Annotated in this window: 14 protein-coding genes; 2 read left to right on the top strand and 12 right to left on the bottom strand. The window is 35.0% G+C overall.

Annotated elements, in window-relative coordinates; genetic code table 11:
- Positions 1-48: 48 nt before the first annotated feature.
- From ASG14_RS08320 to ASG14_RS08340, 5 genes are all read right to left on the bottom strand, one after another.
- On the bottom strand, positions 49-762 hold the full coding sequence (locus ASG14_RS08320; RefSeq protein ID WP_082491473.1) for a sialate O-acetylesterase: 714 nt from the start codon (positions 760-762) through the stop codon (positions 49-51).
- Positions 763-1,030: 268 nt separating this feature from the next.
- On the bottom strand, positions 1,031-1,399 hold the full coding sequence (locus tag ASG14_RS08325) for a nuclear transport factor 2 family protein (protein ID WP_056870614.1): 369 nt from the start codon (positions 1,397-1,399) through the stop codon (positions 1,031-1,033).
- 726 nt (positions 1,400-2,125) lie between these two features.
- Positions 2,126-3,037: an AraC family transcriptional regulator gene (locus ASG14_RS08330; protein ID WP_056870615.1), complete on the bottom strand. Its 912-nt coding sequence runs from the start codon at positions 3,035-3,037 to the stop codon at positions 2,126-2,128.
- Complete coding sequence (locus tag ASG14_RS08335) at positions 3,037-4,002, bottom strand: NADP-dependent oxidoreductase (RefSeq protein ID WP_056870616.1); 966 nt, start codon at positions 4,000-4,002, stop codon at positions 3,037-3,039. The genes ASG14_RS08330 and ASG14_RS08335 overlap by 1 nt, the downstream gene beginning before the upstream one ends.
- Before the next feature lie 26 nt (positions 4,003-4,028).
- Positions 4,029-4,466 (bottom strand): cupin domain-containing protein, encoded by a 438-nt coding sequence (locus ASG14_RS08340; RefSeq protein ID WP_056870617.1) that lies wholly within the window; start codon positions 4,464-4,466, stop codon positions 4,029-4,031.
- Positions 4,467-6,179: 1,713 nt separating this feature from the next.
- On the opposite strand from ASG14_RS08340, the gene ASG14_RS08350 reads away from it, so the two are divergent.
- On the top strand, positions 6,180-6,608 hold the full coding sequence (locus tag ASG14_RS08350; protein ID WP_056870619.1) for a hypothetical protein: 429 nt from the start codon (positions 6,180-6,182) through the stop codon (positions 6,606-6,608).
- Positions 6,609-6,814: 206 nt separating this feature from the next.
- Here ASG14_RS08350 and ASG14_RS08355 read toward each other — a convergent pair whose 3' ends face one another.
- The 7 genes from ASG14_RS08355 to ASG14_RS08380 form a co-directional block, all read right to left on the bottom strand.
- Positions 6,815-8,152 carry an HlyD family secretion protein gene (locus ASG14_RS08355; RefSeq protein ID WP_056870620.1) on the bottom strand — a complete coding sequence of 446 codons (1,338 nt, stop codon included), beginning with the start codon at positions 8,150-8,152 and terminating at the stop codon, positions 6,815-6,817.
- 8 nt (positions 8,153-8,160) lie between these two features.
- Positions 8,161-10,347, bottom strand: coding sequence for a peptidase domain-containing ABC transporter (locus ASG14_RS08360; RefSeq protein ID WP_056870621.1), 2,187 nt, complete (start codon positions 10,345-10,347; stop codon positions 8,161-8,163).
- A 208-nt stretch (positions 10,348-10,555) separates the two neighbouring features.
- Positions 10,556-11,998, bottom strand: coding sequence for a thioredoxin-like domain-containing protein (locus ASG14_RS08365; protein ID WP_056870622.1), 1,443 nt, complete (start codon positions 11,996-11,998; stop codon positions 10,556-10,558).
- A gap of 62 nt (positions 11,999-12,060) precedes the next feature.
- Positions 12,061-12,300 (bottom strand): hypothetical protein, encoded by a 240-nt coding sequence (locus ASG14_RS20235; protein WP_157274876.1) that lies wholly within the window; start codon positions 12,298-12,300, stop codon positions 12,061-12,063.
- Positions 12,301-12,365: 65 nt separating this feature from the next.
- The gene (locus ASG14_RS08370; protein WP_056870623.1) at positions 12,366-13,067 is read right to left on the bottom strand and encodes a glycosyltransferase family 32 protein; all 702 of its coding nucleotides are present in this window, start codon (positions 13,065-13,067) and stop codon (positions 12,366-12,368) included.
- 11 nt (positions 13,068-13,078) lie between these two features.
- On the bottom strand, positions 13,079-14,659 hold the full coding sequence (locus tag ASG14_RS08375) for a cysteine peptidase family C39 domain-containing protein (protein ID WP_056870624.1): 1,581 nt from the start codon (positions 14,657-14,659) through the stop codon (positions 13,079-13,081).
- Positions 14,660-15,110: 451 nt separating this feature from the next.
- The gene (locus ASG14_RS08380; RefSeq protein ID WP_056870625.1) at positions 15,111-16,229 is read right to left on the bottom strand and encodes a sensor histidine kinase; all 1,119 of its coding nucleotides are present in this window, start codon (positions 16,227-16,229) and stop codon (positions 15,111-15,113) included.
- Positions 16,230-16,328: 99 nt separating this feature from the next.
- Between ASG14_RS08380 and ASG14_RS20240 the strand changes: the two genes are divergently transcribed.
- On the top strand, positions 16,329-16,478 hold the full coding sequence (locus ASG14_RS20240; RefSeq protein ID WP_157274877.1) for a hypothetical protein: 150 nt from the start codon (positions 16,329-16,331) through the stop codon (positions 16,476-16,478).
- The last annotated feature ends 7 nt before the right edge of the window (positions 16,479-16,485 follow it).

Raw genomic sequence — 16,485 nt, forward strand, 5'->3', positions numbered from 1 at the left:
GCGGCACGACTTGCTAAAGCGTGACTGTAACGCCCGAGCTTAAAAGGCTTACTGTCTGATGTTGTTATGCCTGGCATTTCTAAGCTCATCATAAGCCTCAAAATACCTGATGCCAAACCTCCTCTGTGACTTGGCATCAAAATGTATGAGGTCCGGATTGGCAGTAAGCCCAGAAGCAGGCACAAAATAACAGTCAGGATCTGCATCTGCAAAATCGCGCAAGGATTTATTAACAATCGAAAACGCTGAAAAATATGATCCATAAACTCCCTCGGTTAAAAAATCGCCAAGTCCACCCAAAATAAAGGAAAGATTTGGAGCATCTAGCCTATTTCGGATTGATTTCACTATCAAGGAAAACTTTTCGAGATAACAACATGCATTTTCAGAAGCTGAATCATTTTCGCCCTGATGCCAAAGAACACCTTTCAGGACGCTATTTCTTCGGGCCAATTCTACCTGCATTATAGCGTTTTCAAAAAGTTCACCCTGAATACCCCAATCATCCAAAGACGTTCCCCCATCTGCACAAGGAATTAAACCAATCTCATCTGATCCATTTTTTAAACGCCAAGCTGAGGCAAAAGAAGCTGCAAGACCTATTCCCGCTGTTGGACGGTCATAATTTATGGGCTCCACCATTGTTTGCCATCTTCCGTTTCGAAGCATCTTTATATGCTCATCAAAGATCGGATCAACGTCCTCAAGAAAACCACGTCCCGCCATATTTGACTGACCTATCATTAAAAAGGAATGAACCATTCGTGATCGTATTATTGTTTAAGTTCTTGATTACTATACTCTCTTTCTTAAAAATTTCTTGAGCTGGTGAAAGGATCGAAGGTCTTTCATCCGCAATTTGCAGCAGGATGATAATGATGAAAATAATTGACAGAGTTTTAACATTGCAGCGGCAAACCGTTCAAAAATTTTGTACATTCAGACAACGTCACTCGATCTGACCCCACAAGCCCGCAAACGATTCCGATAGCTCATCAATGTCCCTATTTGATCAGTGCTGACTCCCTAATTACAACTCATCCCCGTGTACATCAGATCTGATTATAAATGCCCTTAACTCAGCCATTTTTCCTTCACGAAATCTCCAGACGTCGCAATATGAAAACCTTTCTGTTATCCCATCTTGGTTCAATGCTGTGATATGGCCAATCACTGTCAGGTAATCGTTTTCACCGATCAGATTCTCTACATTATTCACCGGGGGTTGCTTATAACTGTCCAACATCCAATTCCGCACTTCCTCTTTCCCGTTGAGAACCCTGTCCCCAATTAATGTCCAAATAGTGTCATGGGTACAATATCGGAGAAACTCCTCATAATCACCTTCAGCAACGGCCTGGTTCGCCTTTTTCAGTATCGTTTTATTACTTTCCAACATACTTGTATTATCAATTGGCTTTTTCTTGGCAAGCTCGATTTTTTGGTATTCCTGTACAGCGGCCGAAATAATTATATATAGTATTAAACAAACAAATATTCAAGCTTTTGGTTTTCTAAAAAAATTTTCCTAAGCCACCATCAATTCCGGATTGCGTCTTGCTTAGAGGAAAGCTTGTGGCGCATACCTCAGATTCACCTGGGTCTGTGCCGGAGGCATTTTCTGTGGCAATCGTGTTATGGCTCAATTGGATGCTTGTCAATATCGATAGTCAAAAATTGTAAATCTCGTTCAATCCCTCATGATATAGGTTGGTCTCCTATCGAGCAGGTCTCCCAGACCCTTGGTCACGATTTCGAACTAATGATTTTTATATCAGTCTCAAATCCGATAATTATTGACATTCCAAGTTCGTTACTGTGTTGAAAACGGGATTAAAATTTGAACTATCCATGTTTTTTTCAGCTATAAATTTTTCTCACCGATAACAGAAAAAAAGTGCCTTTCAAGAAAGATAGCTTTTTAATGATATATCTAAGTAAAAAAAATGCAAGAAATGCTATAGATTTAAGCATACAGCATGCTGGAAGTATATGACTTATTGACCTCTTCTCTCGGTTGGCTAAAATCTTAACTTAGTTAGCAGCCATAAATTTAATCCCTTGCACACGGACAGTAAACAGCGTTGTATTAAATTGGTTTTTGCATAAGATGTTGTCTTTTTATTCAGTTAAACGCCTGCCTGAATTCTTTTGGCGAAAGATTTGTTTTTGTTTTAAACAGTTTGCTGAATGACTGGATATGTTCGAATCCCAGTGAATAGGAGATTTCACTAATCGTAAGTCGTGATGTAGATAATTTTTCCTTCGCTTTCTCAATCAGTTTACTATGTATAAGTTGCTGCGTAGTTTGTCCGGTCAGCATTTGAAATAAACTGGAAAGATATTTCGGGGAAACATTCAGTTGTTGGGCAATGTACTGAACTGTTGGCAAACCTACATCAATTAAATTTTCCCGGCTAAAATAATCGTTTATTAAAATCTCAAAATCTTCCAATATTTGATGGTTACTTTTTTCTCTAGTAATAAACTGACGGCTGTAAAATCTATCCGCGTAATTCAAAAGAGTTTCAATCTGCGAGATAATAATATGTTTGCTGAATTTGTCAATGTTGGAATGGATTTCCTTTCTAATATCTTGAATGATATGGTTGATGGTTGCCTCCTCCTTTTCGGAAAGAAAAAGAGCTTCATTTAGTGTATAATCCCAAAAATTATAATTATTGATCGTCTTTGCCAAAGATGTATTCCAGATAAAATCAGGATGGATGTAAATACCCCAACCTGATTTTTTCACAACTTCATCTTTGTTGTCAGCGGTTATGCTAAACACTTGCTTGGGCGACATAAAAGACATAACACCTTCATTAAAATCAAACGGTTGCTGTCCGTATTTTACTTTTACATTGTGCATTCTTTTCACAGCGATTGAATAAAAATCCAATACCAAAAGCTCTGAGTTACTACTGTGTGAATCCGGGAGTGCATCTGCGACATTTATTACGCTAATCAGCGGATGGACTGGTTTTGGCAGATTTGTATATTCGTGGAATTCACTGATGGTTCTAATACGCTTCATTAACTTTGTTCTCTTACCTGCAATATTAACTTTCCGTTAACAGATTTACTTTCTATCAAATTATGAGCTTCAACTGCCTCATTTAGTGCAAATATTTTACCTTGTGGAACTTTTACCTTTCCTGATTCTATTAGTCTACCGATTTCTTCCAACCAATCTGTTCTTGCCTGGTTGGCGGAAAGTTCGCCTTTACAATTCTTCTTGTCAAGTGCATGGATTACTTCTTCATTAAACGCAAAATCAGTATTTACACTCACCAAAATACCACTATTTTTTAAAACTTTTACAGATTTTATGCGTTCATTGTTATCGCGAACCGATGAAACCTCTAAAACAACATCAACTTCCTTCACTAAGTCTTGAAATTTCTGTGTTTTGTAATCAATCAATTCATCTGCGCCAATTTCTCTAAGATAATTAAAGCTATCTGCTGATGCAGTTCCTATTACATAGGCTCCTATTGATTTTGCAAACTGAACCGCAAAACCACCCACACTTCCTGATGCACCTTGAATTAAAATACGTTGTCCCATTTTTAATTTTCCAAATTCAAACATCGCAGTCCATGCAGTAAGCGCAGCCAATGGAATTCCTGCTGCATCATTAAAACAAATATTATATGGTTTAAGTGCAAATCGTGATGCTTTTGCAGCAACATATTCTGCATAACTTCCCTCGCCGGGAAAATTTGGCACCCCATAAACGGCATCTCCCTTTTGAAAACCGGTCACTTCATTTCCCAATTCTTCTATAACTCCTGCTGTGTCCCAACCAAGCGTCATCGGTAAATTGAGATTATAGCTTAACGCAGCATTACTACCAGCACGTACCACAAGATCTACAGGATTTATGCCGCTTGCATAAACTTTCACCAAAATTTCGTCCGATTCAGGAATAGGCCTGTCTATTTCTTTTAATTCCATTACTTTCGGTAGTCCGAATTCACTAATTCTGATTGCTTTCATGAGCCTTATCTTTTGTTTTTAATAAATTACTTGTTAGGATTTTGATTGAGAAGAGTATGTCCTTTTGAATACTCTTCATCCGTTACTTTTTCTAAAAACCGCACGGCGTTTCCATTTTTAGATTCATGAATAGCGATGTAAGTAAGTGTTTGACTAGGCGTTGCGCCATCCCAATGTCTCTTCCCTTCCGGAAATTGAACGATGTCTCCTGCTTTAATTTCAAATACATCCTCACCTCCGCATTGTGCCCAACCGATACCACTAATTATGATAAGCGTTTGGCCAAGAGGGTTTATTTTCCAGGGGCTGCGTGAACCAGGTTTGAAGGAAACAGTGGCAACAATTAGTTTGCTTGGGTTTTCGCACTCAAAATAATTGTTGATTAAAACTTCACCTGTGAAACTGATCTCTGGTGGTTTTGTGGTAGGAAGGCTTCCTGATTTGTAAATCTTAACTTTTTCCATTTTGCTACACTTGTAATTTTATGTGATACAAAGGTTAAAAATGATTGAAAGATGGATTTAGTCGAAACACCTTTTGTTTAAGTCAAAATACCATTTAGATTTTGAATTTGTTCATAAGGCTTTTTCCGCTCACTTGAATATTTGAATTATTATTAGAGATCTTCTATCATATTGGACATACCAATAAATTTCACCCCTTCTCGCTAATTTACAAATATTCTGATAATCAAAAACCTACAATGCATCTATTGCTGGTGAGACGGGGTCAATATTACTCTGGTTTATCCAATAGAGATCCGTTCTCCTTTTCCCAATGCTCCTGCGGTTTCGTATTTTATCCCATCATTATTTCCAACGATGCTGTCAAAGCTTATCAGATGAACTATTAAAAGACGAAAACAAGAAACACAAAGAAAAAACAAGGCAGCTTCGACATCTAAAAGAAAAGACTATAAAGTTAGACCAAAAATTCATAGCTGACCAAATTTCAGTTTCCGTATATCATAGATGCAGAGAAGAGTTTAAAACTGAAAAAAATCTCATCGAAAGTATGTCTAATAACCTATTGCTCGACAAAGTATATATTGAAAATGTATTGAAGGTATTTAAGTCTGGCAGATTCAATTTCTACAAATTGTATAGAAGATCCGATACCCTACAAAAGCATTTTTTGGTTAAGATGATATTTAAAGATTACTAAACATGGGACCAAGGAGTATTTACTTCTTGTTATTTTAATGAGCTCCTACAAAATAATCTTAAAAAAGCAGGTATAAAAAAGCTACTGGTGATAAAATCAACAAATGAGATGTTAAGTAATGGCTGCAATAGGAAAACGAATGTTACACAAATAAGAAGAGCGTTAAGAAAACCGACATTGACAGAAATTGAAATTAACGCCATCGAAGACTGTAACTTTATAGGCTCGATACGCAAGATTATGTATGAAATTTTAAAATTCAACTCCAAAAATGAAACAAAAGTGTTCTAAAGTTGATGCCTAAGGTTATTAGTATTCATCTAATTTTGAGTAAGAACAACAGAAATCTTAATTAGTTGTCTATCAAAACCATAGAAAAAACTAATTTAAAAAACCTAAAAAACATAGATTTATAAGCGCTTGAAGATCAAAATATTAAAAAATTAGAAAGCTGAAAAATAAGCGAGATAATACTAAAATGCAACAATTCAAGAAAGATAAATAGCTAACAATCAGATTGTTAGCTATTTTAGGCGGTACCCTCTCGGAGGAATACTTTGAACACTTAAGTGCTTTCTTACAGGTTCTTGGGCCAATTGTCGATGACTTAAAGAGCAAGGGATTTATATAAAAATTTAGTTTTTCGGAAAAGTCGCAACCGTTGTACTAAAAATTTAGAACACAAAAACTTGGCAAATATGAATGAGAGCGGTTTGGGTTTTCTGGTAAAGATGATAACCAAATATTCGACCCAACTCGCAAATTTACAAATGCGCAAAATAGACTGCACCTGATTGACCCGTCTCACCAGAAATTAAATTTGTTTCAATCATTAATTGGACAAACCGCAACTCGCAAACCTCGTACCGCCGGAAATAAAACTTGAATTAAAAATAATAAATAATCTTGCCATTATAGGCCTGATGGAACGGGGTCAACCAGATTGGTTTAATCCAGTCCGAATGGTTCTAAACGACGAAATTGAGCTATTCCCAATATAAATCGCATAACAAATGGGTGACCTTATTGTTATTGTTTTATTATTAGCTTTAACCATGAAAAAATTTTCATATTCAAGTAATCAGAAAAGATTAATAAAGATTTGGCTAATAATCAATTCTGTAGCACTAATAGTAAATCTTGCTGACATACGAGGTGAAATGATTTTTGGGAGAACAGAAAAAACTGAAATTATTAATGGTTGGAAGACCAAACACTTTACATTGCGAAAATTTTATTTATTTAAAAGTGATGAATATACGCCCGCCTTTTGGCCGTCTGTTCATTTTACTGATAAATATGACTCGGCTACTTTCACGGGTGATAACATTTACACACATACTAAATTCAATGGTATATTTTTCGGGTACGGTTGGATAGAATTTTTTTTCTATACTTCAATAGGATTTGCAATTCCATTTGTCCAAAAACTATGGGAATAGATACTTACATTATTGCTTCAATTTATGAGCTTTACACAATAATTACCGCATACAGCATTAGACCAAGATTAGCAAAAACAATCGCTTGTTGTTAACATCCTTTTAGCTTACTGGTAGCTAGTAAGTATCTGATGTTCTGCCATGCTGATTGGAGCATTAGTTACAGAACCGCAGTTATCTAAGAATACTTTAGGACATGATACTACCTATCTGTTAATGACTTTCAAGAGATTTCTGTAGAAACGTCGTAGTAATGAGCTATTATCTGTAATTATTTCGGCATCGGCGTGCATGCCGTTTTTTAGTATAATTTTCCTACTCTTATCTTTGTTTTCGAATTCTTCAAAATACACCTTTGCTAGAAATACGCTGTCCTTATAAGCAACTTCGGAGATGTAATCAATATGTCCTCTAATCATGCCATATTGTTCATAGGGATAACTTTTCATTTTAATCAAAGTTTTTTCGCCCTTATTAATCTTCCCCATGCTATATTGTGGAATTTGAATCATACCAAAAAAATTTGTATTGCCAGGGTTGATGATAAATAATTCTTGTCCTACAGTTACATTTTGATTTTCCTGAACGATGCCCGCAAAATTTATTTTGCCTTTTACCGGAGCAGTTAGCACATGGCTAGTAATCCACAAGTTAACGTCTGAGAGAATTTGATGGAGAGCCTGAAAGAATTTTGATTTGTTTTCAGAAATAGTACGTTGGAGTTCCAATAATTCTTTTCTTTTAATTGTCAAACTTCCATCATTATTCAACAAAGAATTTTCACTTTGTTGAAGTGGGTATTGTGAGGCAAGAAATTTATTCTCCTGTTGAACGAATTCGCTTCTGGAAATTACCCTGTTGTTATAAAGCTTTAAGTAAGCTTCATATTCTTCTTTTTGATTCAGATACTGCTTTTTTTGGATTGATTGTTCGGTAATAATTTGTTTTTTTTGTGAATTTACCACTTCTAATTCCTTCTTTAAAAAATTAAGTCTGTTAATATAGTAGCCATCACTTTGAGTAGATCTGTATTCCAAATATTGATTATAAAAGTTTTGAAAACTACTTTGCAGCTCTCCTAATTTCAGATTTTCAGGTATTATTAATTCATCCGCCTTTGAGTTTTCCAAAGCTGATTCAAAACCTAAAAGAATTTGATTCAGCCTAAATACATCGACTGGCGAGGCAATACTTTCAAGATAGGCAATTGGTTGGTCAGCGTTAACGTTTTGCCCCTCAACGACAAGGAGTCGTGCAAGCTTTCCATTTTGTCGCGCCAATACAGTTTTAGGCGAATTTAAACTGTTGATAACCAAGTCTGTTTTAATAACATCAGGATATTGAATGACTGAGGAAAGAATGAAAAAGCCGACTAAAACTGTAAATAAAAGCATCATCCCGCGCCTTAATATCCAATTAGGAACAGCGGTAATAATTTCCTCCAGTTCTTCGGTTTGGCGCCATTCCAAGCTCTCGCCAAGTGGGTATTGAACTCTTTCGTCGATTAAGTTGCTGAACTTGTCAGGCTTTCTATTAAATGCCATAATTCTAATTATGAGCCAAGCTCTAATTGATTTTTCACTAATCTAAAATAACTACCTTTTGCTTCAGTGAGCTCGATGTGTGAGCCCTGTTCAATAATTCTACCTTTATCTAAAACAATAATATTATCAGCATTTTTTACCGTACTTAAGCGATGTGCAACAACGACAACAGTTCTACCGGAAAAAAAGCTCTGTAAATTCTCCATGATAATCAATTCATTATTGGAGTCTAGTGCATTTGTCGCTTCGTCGAAAAAAATATAATCTGGATTCTTATAAACCGATCTAGCAATCAAAATTCTTTGCTTTTGACCCTGACTTATACCATTTCCCTCTGCGCCAATAATAGTGTTTAGGCCCAACGGCAGGCTTTGGATGAAATCAGTTATATTTGCAACTTTTATGGCGTGCGTTAATTTAGATAAATCAGGATATTCATCTCCGACAGCAATATTTCGTGCGATATTATCAGAAAAGATGAAACCTTCTTGCATTACTATTCCACATTTACCTCTCCAAAACTTATAACTAATACCTGACAAATTGCTTTGCCCAACTTTGATCTCGCCTATTTGCGGCTCGTAGAATCTTAACAAAATTTTTATGAGTGTAGTCTTACCACTTCCGCTCATGCCTACGATTGCGGTCGTTTTCCCTTCTGGGATCTTTAGATCAATGTTTGAAAGTACAGGGCTATTTCCTGTCCCAGGATAAGTAAATGATAAATTATCTATACTTATTGTTTTGTCCGTTGGTAAAGTCTTGCTAAATGTTTTGTCGGATGATTCCTCATCATCCATTTCACGGATTTCATTTAGGCGTTCGAGAGAGATTTTGGCATCCTGTAACTGCTGCAAGAAAGTTAGCATCTGTTCTATAGGGCTGTTTAGTTGGCCCACGATATATTGGACTGCCATCATCCCTCCAAGTGTTAATTCGCCATCAATTACTGATTTTGCAACTAAAAATGTGATCAGAATGTTTTTGCCTTCATTTATAAAAAATGTTCCCGCTTGTTGATATTGCCCCAAGGCGAGAGTCTTAATATTGAAACGGAAAAGCCTAGCTTGAATTCGTTCCCACTCCCATCTTTTCTGTTGCTCACAATTATTCAATTTAATTTCTTGCATACCAGCAATAAGTTGAACAATAGTACTTTGGTTTTTTGATGAAATATCAAACCGTTTAAAATCTAGAGTTCGTCTCTTCTTTAGAAAGAAAAGAATCCATAAGCTATATAGTATACTACTTAACAAGAAGATTAGAAATATGTCAGTATTATAATAGACGAGTACAACTGTAAAAACAATTAAATTGAGAAACGAAAAGAGAATTCCTAAAGTCGGGCCTGTCAAAAAACTTTCGATACGCTTTTGATCATTCATTCTTTGCATTATATCTCCGGTCATTTTAGTATCAAAATAACTTATTGGTAATTTCATTAGCTTAAAGAGAAAATCTGTTAAAATGGAGATGTTGAGCCTGGCACTAATATGTAGGAGTATCCATGAACGCAAAAAATCAACACTCATCCTTCCCATGAAAAGCATTGTTTGAGCAATTAGGATAATGTATATAAAGTTTATATCTCTCGTATTAATTCCTATGTCAACGATAGACTGGGTTAAGAATGGAAGAACAAGTTGTAATAGACTGCCAATAGCTAGTCCTGCAAAAAGTTGTAAAATGAGCTGTCTATATTGCAGTAAGTATTTAAAAAGGTAACTTAGCTCCAAGTGTTTTACTTCTTCACTTGGCTGATTATAAAAATCAGGTGTTGGGCTCAAAGTTAAGACTATACCCTCTTGGAAGACACTTCCGCTTATTGATATCCAGTAACTCAAAAATTCTGTTTCACTGTAATGCAACCTGCCTTTTGCCGGATCTATTATAATAAAATTATTTTTTTGTATTCGTTCCAATACAACAAAATGACTTTGTTGCCAATGGAGTATGACCGGTAACTCAATTTCCTTAAGTTGTGCAACTGTAATCTTAGCGCCTGTTGTTCTAAAACCAAGTTTTTCAGCTGCTTCACTAATACCCAAAAGAGAAACTCCATCTCTGCTAATCCCAGATTCTTGCCTTAGTTTTTCTGTTGAAATTATTTTTCCATGAAAAGCTGAAATCATTTTTAAGCAAGTCGGGCCACAATCCTTTTGGTTAGCCTGTTTATAGAAGGGAATTTTTTTCACTGTTAGTCTTTTGTAGTAATTGGTTAATCGTTAAAGCTCAATAAATGATTGTTCCCAATTTCTTAATCGAATCAAAATATCGTTAACAATGGCAGCAACCATATCAGATATTTTTTCAATTCATTATAAGGGAAGTTCGATAGAGGAATTCAAATCTATTGTCTTAAATTAGCTGAGACCCATTTACCTTAAAAAAGCTTTTCAAGGCTTACTTAGTTTCAGAAGATAATGTTTTCATTGCCTGAGGAAACTCACGGGAACTTGGCCGGGGTAAATTTATGTTCTTAACTTCCCCAAGGCTGTTGAGGGAAATATATCTCGGAATTTCCCCGATGTTAAAATATTTTGAATAAGCACTTGTGGATTTTTTATCAAGCCGATAAGAATCCAAATCATACTCTTTAATCAACTTATTCATCTGAGACACCTTGCTATCCAAATCAAGAGATATATAGATGAACTTTACCCCCTTAACCTGTGCCTGTCTGACATTTTCGTTTCCTGCCTTGAACTCGAATATGCATGGGCCGCACCAAGTAGCCCAGTGATCAAGTACTATCGCAGAATTGTTATATTTAGATAAAATTTCCCTCAATTTGATGGGTTTGTTTTCACTGGAAAAAAAACTAAGATTTAAGATTGAATCCGGCAGGTTTTTGTTTATCAGATTAGCAATATAATATCCTTGATCTATAAAATTATTGTAGCTACTGTCGCCAAGTTTGTCTTTATATTTTCGATACCAGTTATTTCCAATTTCAATACCTTTTTCATTAGAGGAGGAACTATTTGAATATTTATAATAAGAGTTGGCTAATAAAATATTTTTCAACGGTGATCGAAATGCTGAATCTATAACCTTTGTTTTTCTCAAAAGTGTGTTTTCGTTAGGTTTCCGATCAGATAGAATCTGACTGGCCAATTTCATTGAGTATACGTAATCATTTGTTGTTACAAGTAACTCTTCAAGATGCTTCTCGGTTTTAGGGAAATATTTGTTTATAATATTGAAATCTTTTGGTTCGAAAGATATACGGTTGTTTTTTGCTTCGTTATAGATTACAACAAAAGCCCTGGCCTTATTAATGGCATATAAATAATCATACAAAAATTGATCTTTTTCAATTTCGAAATAAGTATCTATGAGTTTGTTATTTTTTGCATCGATACTGTCCACTGCCTTAAAAAGAGCCTCTGCTGAATTGACATTTTTCAATTTTTTAGTCATCAATAAGGAATCTCTTAAAGATTTAAAATTGTAACGAATTGCATTTTTACCTGTAAAAGTGAAACTCAATCTATTTTTGCTATCACCGTTTGATGATATCACCAGCCCTAAAGAATCTCCTGGTGACATCAAGACTTGAAAAGGGAGTTGATTTGATAAAGCGCATGTGACTACTGTTACCTTTTTTAGCCCTGTAATATTCAAATTTCCAACTGCGTTTAGAGAAGCGCTGAGTTTTGATGGCTTTTCGACAAGTGGCTCAAACAGTTTGGATTCTATAATAAAATTTAACGATGTTTTTAGTTTGCCTTCGACGTTGTCTTGAATACTTAGTGTGACGTTTCCTTGCCCCATAGAGTGGTTCACAATCGCAAGTGTCATTATTATTATAAATAAAATGTGTCTGTTCACAACCAGTTTCATTAGTTTCATTTTAATAAAGTAAATAATGATGACTCTGGTATGAAACCGAGCCATCATTTTTTTTAAGAGCCGATCACATTACAATTCGACTTATTCTTGTCATAGCTACCGTAGTTTTGGCAATAATAGTCCCAATTTTCTACGTCGCAATTAGTAACATTAATTCCCGCTAGAAGGTCTTGGTTAGAATCACGACAAGCCATATAGCCATCTACATCCCCATAGTAACCGTCGCCACCTCTTATAGCTTTTAATTCATCACGGGAGAAGATTTGACTTTGAGAAATTTCATTTAGTTTCATAACATTTTTTTTAGGTTGAATAGCCTTTTCGGAACGGGCTATGTTGCGTTCGCATGAATTTTTAACTACATGCTCGTTATTTGATTATGCCTAGTTGCAACAGGCATGACCGCACTTGTACAAATGTTTTTATTAGGAAGCCACGAATGAAGCCAATAATGGATCATTGGCCTTATATCAAGTCTTTCTGGCATCGTTTTTATTTCATGGTAGTCGTACAAGAATACGTCCTTGATAGGAGTGATATCCTGCCTCGAATTTTGATATTTCTGAAGAACATCGCGCATACGAAATGGACCAGAATAATTTAGAGTATTTAAGAGATCTCTCTCTCCATTTACAAAAAGCTGAACGATATCTTTTGCCAAATAAAACAAGAAATCTTCTCCTGCACACGCTGCAAAACATTCTGAGGCTAAACTACCGTCAGTGTTATCAACCAATAAATATCCGTTTGGTTTAGAAGCACACAAATCCAGGAATGAGCTTTTGTTTAATAGCTGAATATCCCAATCGACATAGTGACCACCATAGTGAAATACAACCAAATACCTAAAAATATCAGACGCTTCGGCATGGTTTCTTGCCCTTTTTATCGACTCAAGTGCAAAAGGAAAGTTCTTTTTGATAAAAACTTCAATGGATTTATCTGTCCAAATTTTTATCTCAAAACCCTCCTCAAACAGTGCTTCCCATGAAGCTAAGCATCTTTGGACAACATAATTTTTTTTTTCCCCAACGATCTGATGTACAATTTTTGGCAACATAAATGAAGATTTTAATTTATCAAATACTTAATATCACTTAAAATAAAGGGTTCTGGTAGCTTCTGTCCGTTTATTAAAATTGTTGGCGTAGAAGTAATATTTGCACTATTACACCATTTTCGATGTGCTTTAATAACTTCATTTGCGTCTAATTCATAATTAACCGGATACCTGTTTATCCAATTTTCATAATTGTTAGTTTGTTTCTTATACCACTCGTCAATAGCGGCCCTCATCACCTCTGGATCTTTCATTCGACTCAAAGCAATCATATGTTTTGCAACGATATTCCTCACATCATTTTTATTATCAGTTACCGCAAAAATGATCTCTATTTTAATATCATTTCTGCCTTCAAGCCAATTGCTGAGCCAGATGTGAGCCTCTGCACAAGGTCGACAGTATGGGTTGCTCACGATTGTTACTGTGGTTTGCGCCTTTGAATTTCCGATAACTATAGGGAAAATTGCTTGATCAACTACATTTTTAGGTTCCTTACTTATTGCATCAATGAATAGTGGAGTATTGAACTTAATTTTATTAAGTTGCTTTGTTAATGAAACTACTTCTTGCGATTTGATAGAGATTAATTTAAGTCCTGACCAAAAAACAACAGGAATTGAGAATGACCAAAGAACTTCTAGAAAAATTCTTAGATTTAATTGAGTAGCTGCATGGCTCGATAATGAGAAATTCCACGCTTCGAGCCAAAGGACGATTTGCACCCCACAGCATAAAATACACCAAGACTTATTCTTAAACTGATATCTGATCGAATAAACTGTGTAAGGAAGACTAAGCAAATTTATTAGTTTAACAATAAGTTCTAGCTCAGGGTTTATTACCAGACATAAAAAGGTTCCAAAAAAATAATAAAAGCCTACTTCACTCCAAGATAGCCAAGAAGTTAGCCTTGAAGCGGGGCTTGTTAAAACTGAATCACAGTTGCCATTTTTTAAAATACCGCAAGCCATATTTACTAATGGATTATTGAAGGATACACTTTTAAATAGTAAAACTGAAGTAATTACTATTCCTCCTAGTTTTAATCCCAGTGCTAAATTATTATCGTAAAAAAAAAATTTATCAGCTATAAGCAAATAAAAAATATTTGTCAGCAGAATCATCAAACCAACAAACTTACTGTAATAGAATAAATTCTTTACTTGGTTAACGCGATAATCTCTCTCTGCACTTTTCTCTGAAATTGTAGGATATAAAGAAACTCCTTCCCACTTATTAATAAATTCAAATTGGGGAATCTCAAATTTTCCATTTTTTTGATTTTCAAGATGAACATTCTCGTCAACGATTTTATTTACAATCACAAATTCCCCTCCATTTTCCGGAAGATGAGCAATGAAAGGAAAAGATAAGCCTTTGGAGTTAAATTCTTCTTTCTTTACGAGAAACGCTGTACTCTTAACTTTAAATTCTTGGAGGGTATCACTTATTGACAGTAAACTTGAAAAATCGGGGTGACTTTCGATGATCTTCTTAACTGTAAATGAATTTGCTTGTATATTTAAAATTTGTAAGATTCTGAATGTTACCCATGTGGAGTTATTTGAATAAAACCTTGATGATATCATTTGAGCGTTTAATTATATTTTTATTATACTAAAGTGGAAACGAATTCACACAGATAATAGCATTTTATATAGAAAGTAGGATTTATGTTATGATAAGGTTATTATTGGGGATTAAGCTTAAAAAAATAATGTTGCCGTTCTAACTATTTTTCAACAAATAATTATTGAAATATTTTGTTATACTAATTGAGATATGCAAGTATTGAGTATCAACTATGCGGTAATGAACCAGAGGAAGCAACGTTAACCTTCCTGGATCAATCCCAGATCGGAAGTTTTTTTACAAATGTCGGGTATCGCTTTGATTACCTTGATGTGTGAAAAAACGCAAATTAGACTTAATTAACGGTTCGTTCGTGGTAGTTTCATGACAACCGCTAAGTAAACACTGAAAACAGCATCGGATATTTTTTTATACAAGAATATGCGTTAAGCATTTTTCAACAATCTTTTAGGACTGTTGAGCAATTTTAGAGAACGTAATGTCAGTTGGTGGGGTTTCAATCGTGGGAAGCTCAAGTGTTGTATAAAATGTGCCATCAATTTCTGAATGTGAATAATTAAATGTATCACCATATACATGGACAAGCCTGAAGTTTAGATTCTTCAACCCGGTGTTGGTACTCAGGGCATCAGATTTTTTTATAATCTTATTTATAGTTTTTATTATTATGGTGTTTTTTACTAAGGATATTGAAATGCTAGCAGGATTTCTATGGTCATCCAAAACACCATGTTTGAAAACGTTCTCGCTCAACGTTAAAAGTGCTAGTGGAATAACTCGTTGATTTAACAAATTTTCTTGGTAATCAAAATGAATGCTTAAAGAATAACTTTCCTTAATTTGGAATAAATTAATAAGATTTTCAACCTGAAGGATTTCATCGATAAGTGGGGAAGTTTGTTCTGTTTGATTTAGTCCAATCGAGTATCGCATCATTTTCGCCAATAAAAGGATCAGCTCACCCGCTTCTGAGTCAGTCGTCTTTATTCTTCTGTGAACAAAATTTAGCGTGTTGAATAGAAGATGCGGATTTATCTGAGCCCTTATAAATGCATTTTCAGCAATAGCTAGTTCAGCTTTAGTAGATTGCTGTCCAATAATGGCTTCTAAACGCCCTTTTTCCAATTTTTGAGTCAGCTGCTTCTCTTTTAAAAATCGATTCAGAAACCAAAAACCTGTTGAAAATAAAATAAAATAGAGCGACCGATAAATCGCCCCTAAAATAAAACGGTGGTCAATACCCAATGCGCTACCAGGTGTGGGCTGGTTGAAATCTGTAAGCCATTGGTTGAATTGAGCTAATAGTGGGATATATGCAACGATTTCGATTGCAGCAATCAGTAAGATTAACAGATAATCTTTATTTTTTAAAAATTTAACCTTACTAAGAACCCAAGAATGAACATAAAACAGGGCTATATTTAGGCTAAAGTGGGACGCATAGTTCTCAAATTTTCCAAACTTCTGGTAGAAAACCCCAATTAAAACTGACTCATAAATGATGTAAATCGCCCACAATAATATATGTAACCTGTATCCCTTCCAAAAAACTAAAAGCATCTTCATAATCTAAAAAATACCCCCTTTCATATCATTTCTAAGCCTATCCATCCAAATTTTTTCTTTCTGATTTTGACGCTTTTTAAGTTTCGGAAAATAAACGTTATGAAACTTATAAAAATTCAGAAAAGGGTTATGTTTACATTCAAATCTAAGCGTTCGGCAGGCAAATTCACAACTGGAAGTACCGCAGCCTGCGACCCAACGATGGGCACCTTAACAAGTACTTTAACTGGCTTATTACAAAACCACTGATGTTTAA

The organism is Pedobacter sp. Leaf194 (assembly GCF_001423945.1).
Lineage (GTDB): Bacteria > Bacteroidota > Bacteroidia > Sphingobacteriales > Sphingobacteriaceae > Pedobacter.

What these genes read in the sequence shown, in the direction of transcription:
- ASG14_RS08320 (WP_082491473.1), bottom strand. Translation starts at nt 762, where the DNA reads ATGGTTCATTCCTTTTTAATGATAGGTCAGTCAAATATGGCGGGACGT.
- ASG14_RS20240 (WP_157274877.1), top strand. Translation starts at nt 16,329, where the DNA reads ATGAAACTTATAAAAATTCAGAAAAGGGTTATGTTTACATTCAAATCT.
- ASG14_RS08335 (WP_056870616.1), bottom strand. Translation starts at nt 4,002, where the DNA reads ATGAAAGCAATCAGAATTAGTGAATTCGGACTACCGAAAGTAATGGAA.
- ASG14_RS08380 (WP_056870625.1), bottom strand. Translation starts at nt 16,229, where the DNA reads ATGAAGATGCTTTTAGTTTTTTGGAAGGGATACAGGTTACATATATTA.
- ASG14_RS08330 (WP_056870615.1), bottom strand. Translation starts at nt 3,037, where the DNA reads ATGAAGCGTATTAGAACCATCAGTGAATTCCACGAATATACAAATCTG.
- ASG14_RS08365 (WP_056870622.1), bottom strand. Translation starts at nt 11,998, where the DNA reads ATGAAACTGGTTGTGAACAGACACATTTTATTTATAATAATAATGACA.
- ASG14_RS08325 (WP_056870614.1), bottom strand. Translation starts at nt 1,399, where the DNA reads ATGTTGGAAAGTAATAAAACGATACTGAAAAAGGCGAACCAGGCCGTT.
- ASG14_RS08375 (WP_056870624.1), bottom strand. Translation starts at nt 14,659, where the DNA reads ATGATATCATCAAGGTTTTATTCAAATAACTCCACATGGGTAACATTC.
- ASG14_RS08350 (WP_056870619.1), top strand. Translation starts at nt 6,180, where the DNA reads ATGGGTGACCTTATTGTTATTGTTTTATTATTAGCTTTAACCATGAAA.
- ASG14_RS20235 (WP_157274876.1), bottom strand. Translation starts at nt 12,300, where the DNA reads ATGAAACTAAATGAAATTTCTCAAAGTCAAATCTTCTCCCGTGATGAA.
- ASG14_RS08355 (WP_056870620.1), bottom strand. Translation starts at nt 8,152, where the DNA reads ATGGCATTTAATAGAAAGCCTGACAAGTTCAGCAACTTAATCGACGAA.
- ASG14_RS08370 (WP_056870623.1), bottom strand. Translation starts at nt 13,067, where the DNA reads ATGTTGCCAAAAATTGTACATCAGATCGTTGGGGAAAAAAAAAATTAT.
- ASG14_RS08340 (WP_056870617.1), bottom strand. Translation starts at nt 4,466, where the DNA reads ATGGAAAAAGTTAAGATTTACAAATCAGGAAGCCTTCCTACCACAAAA.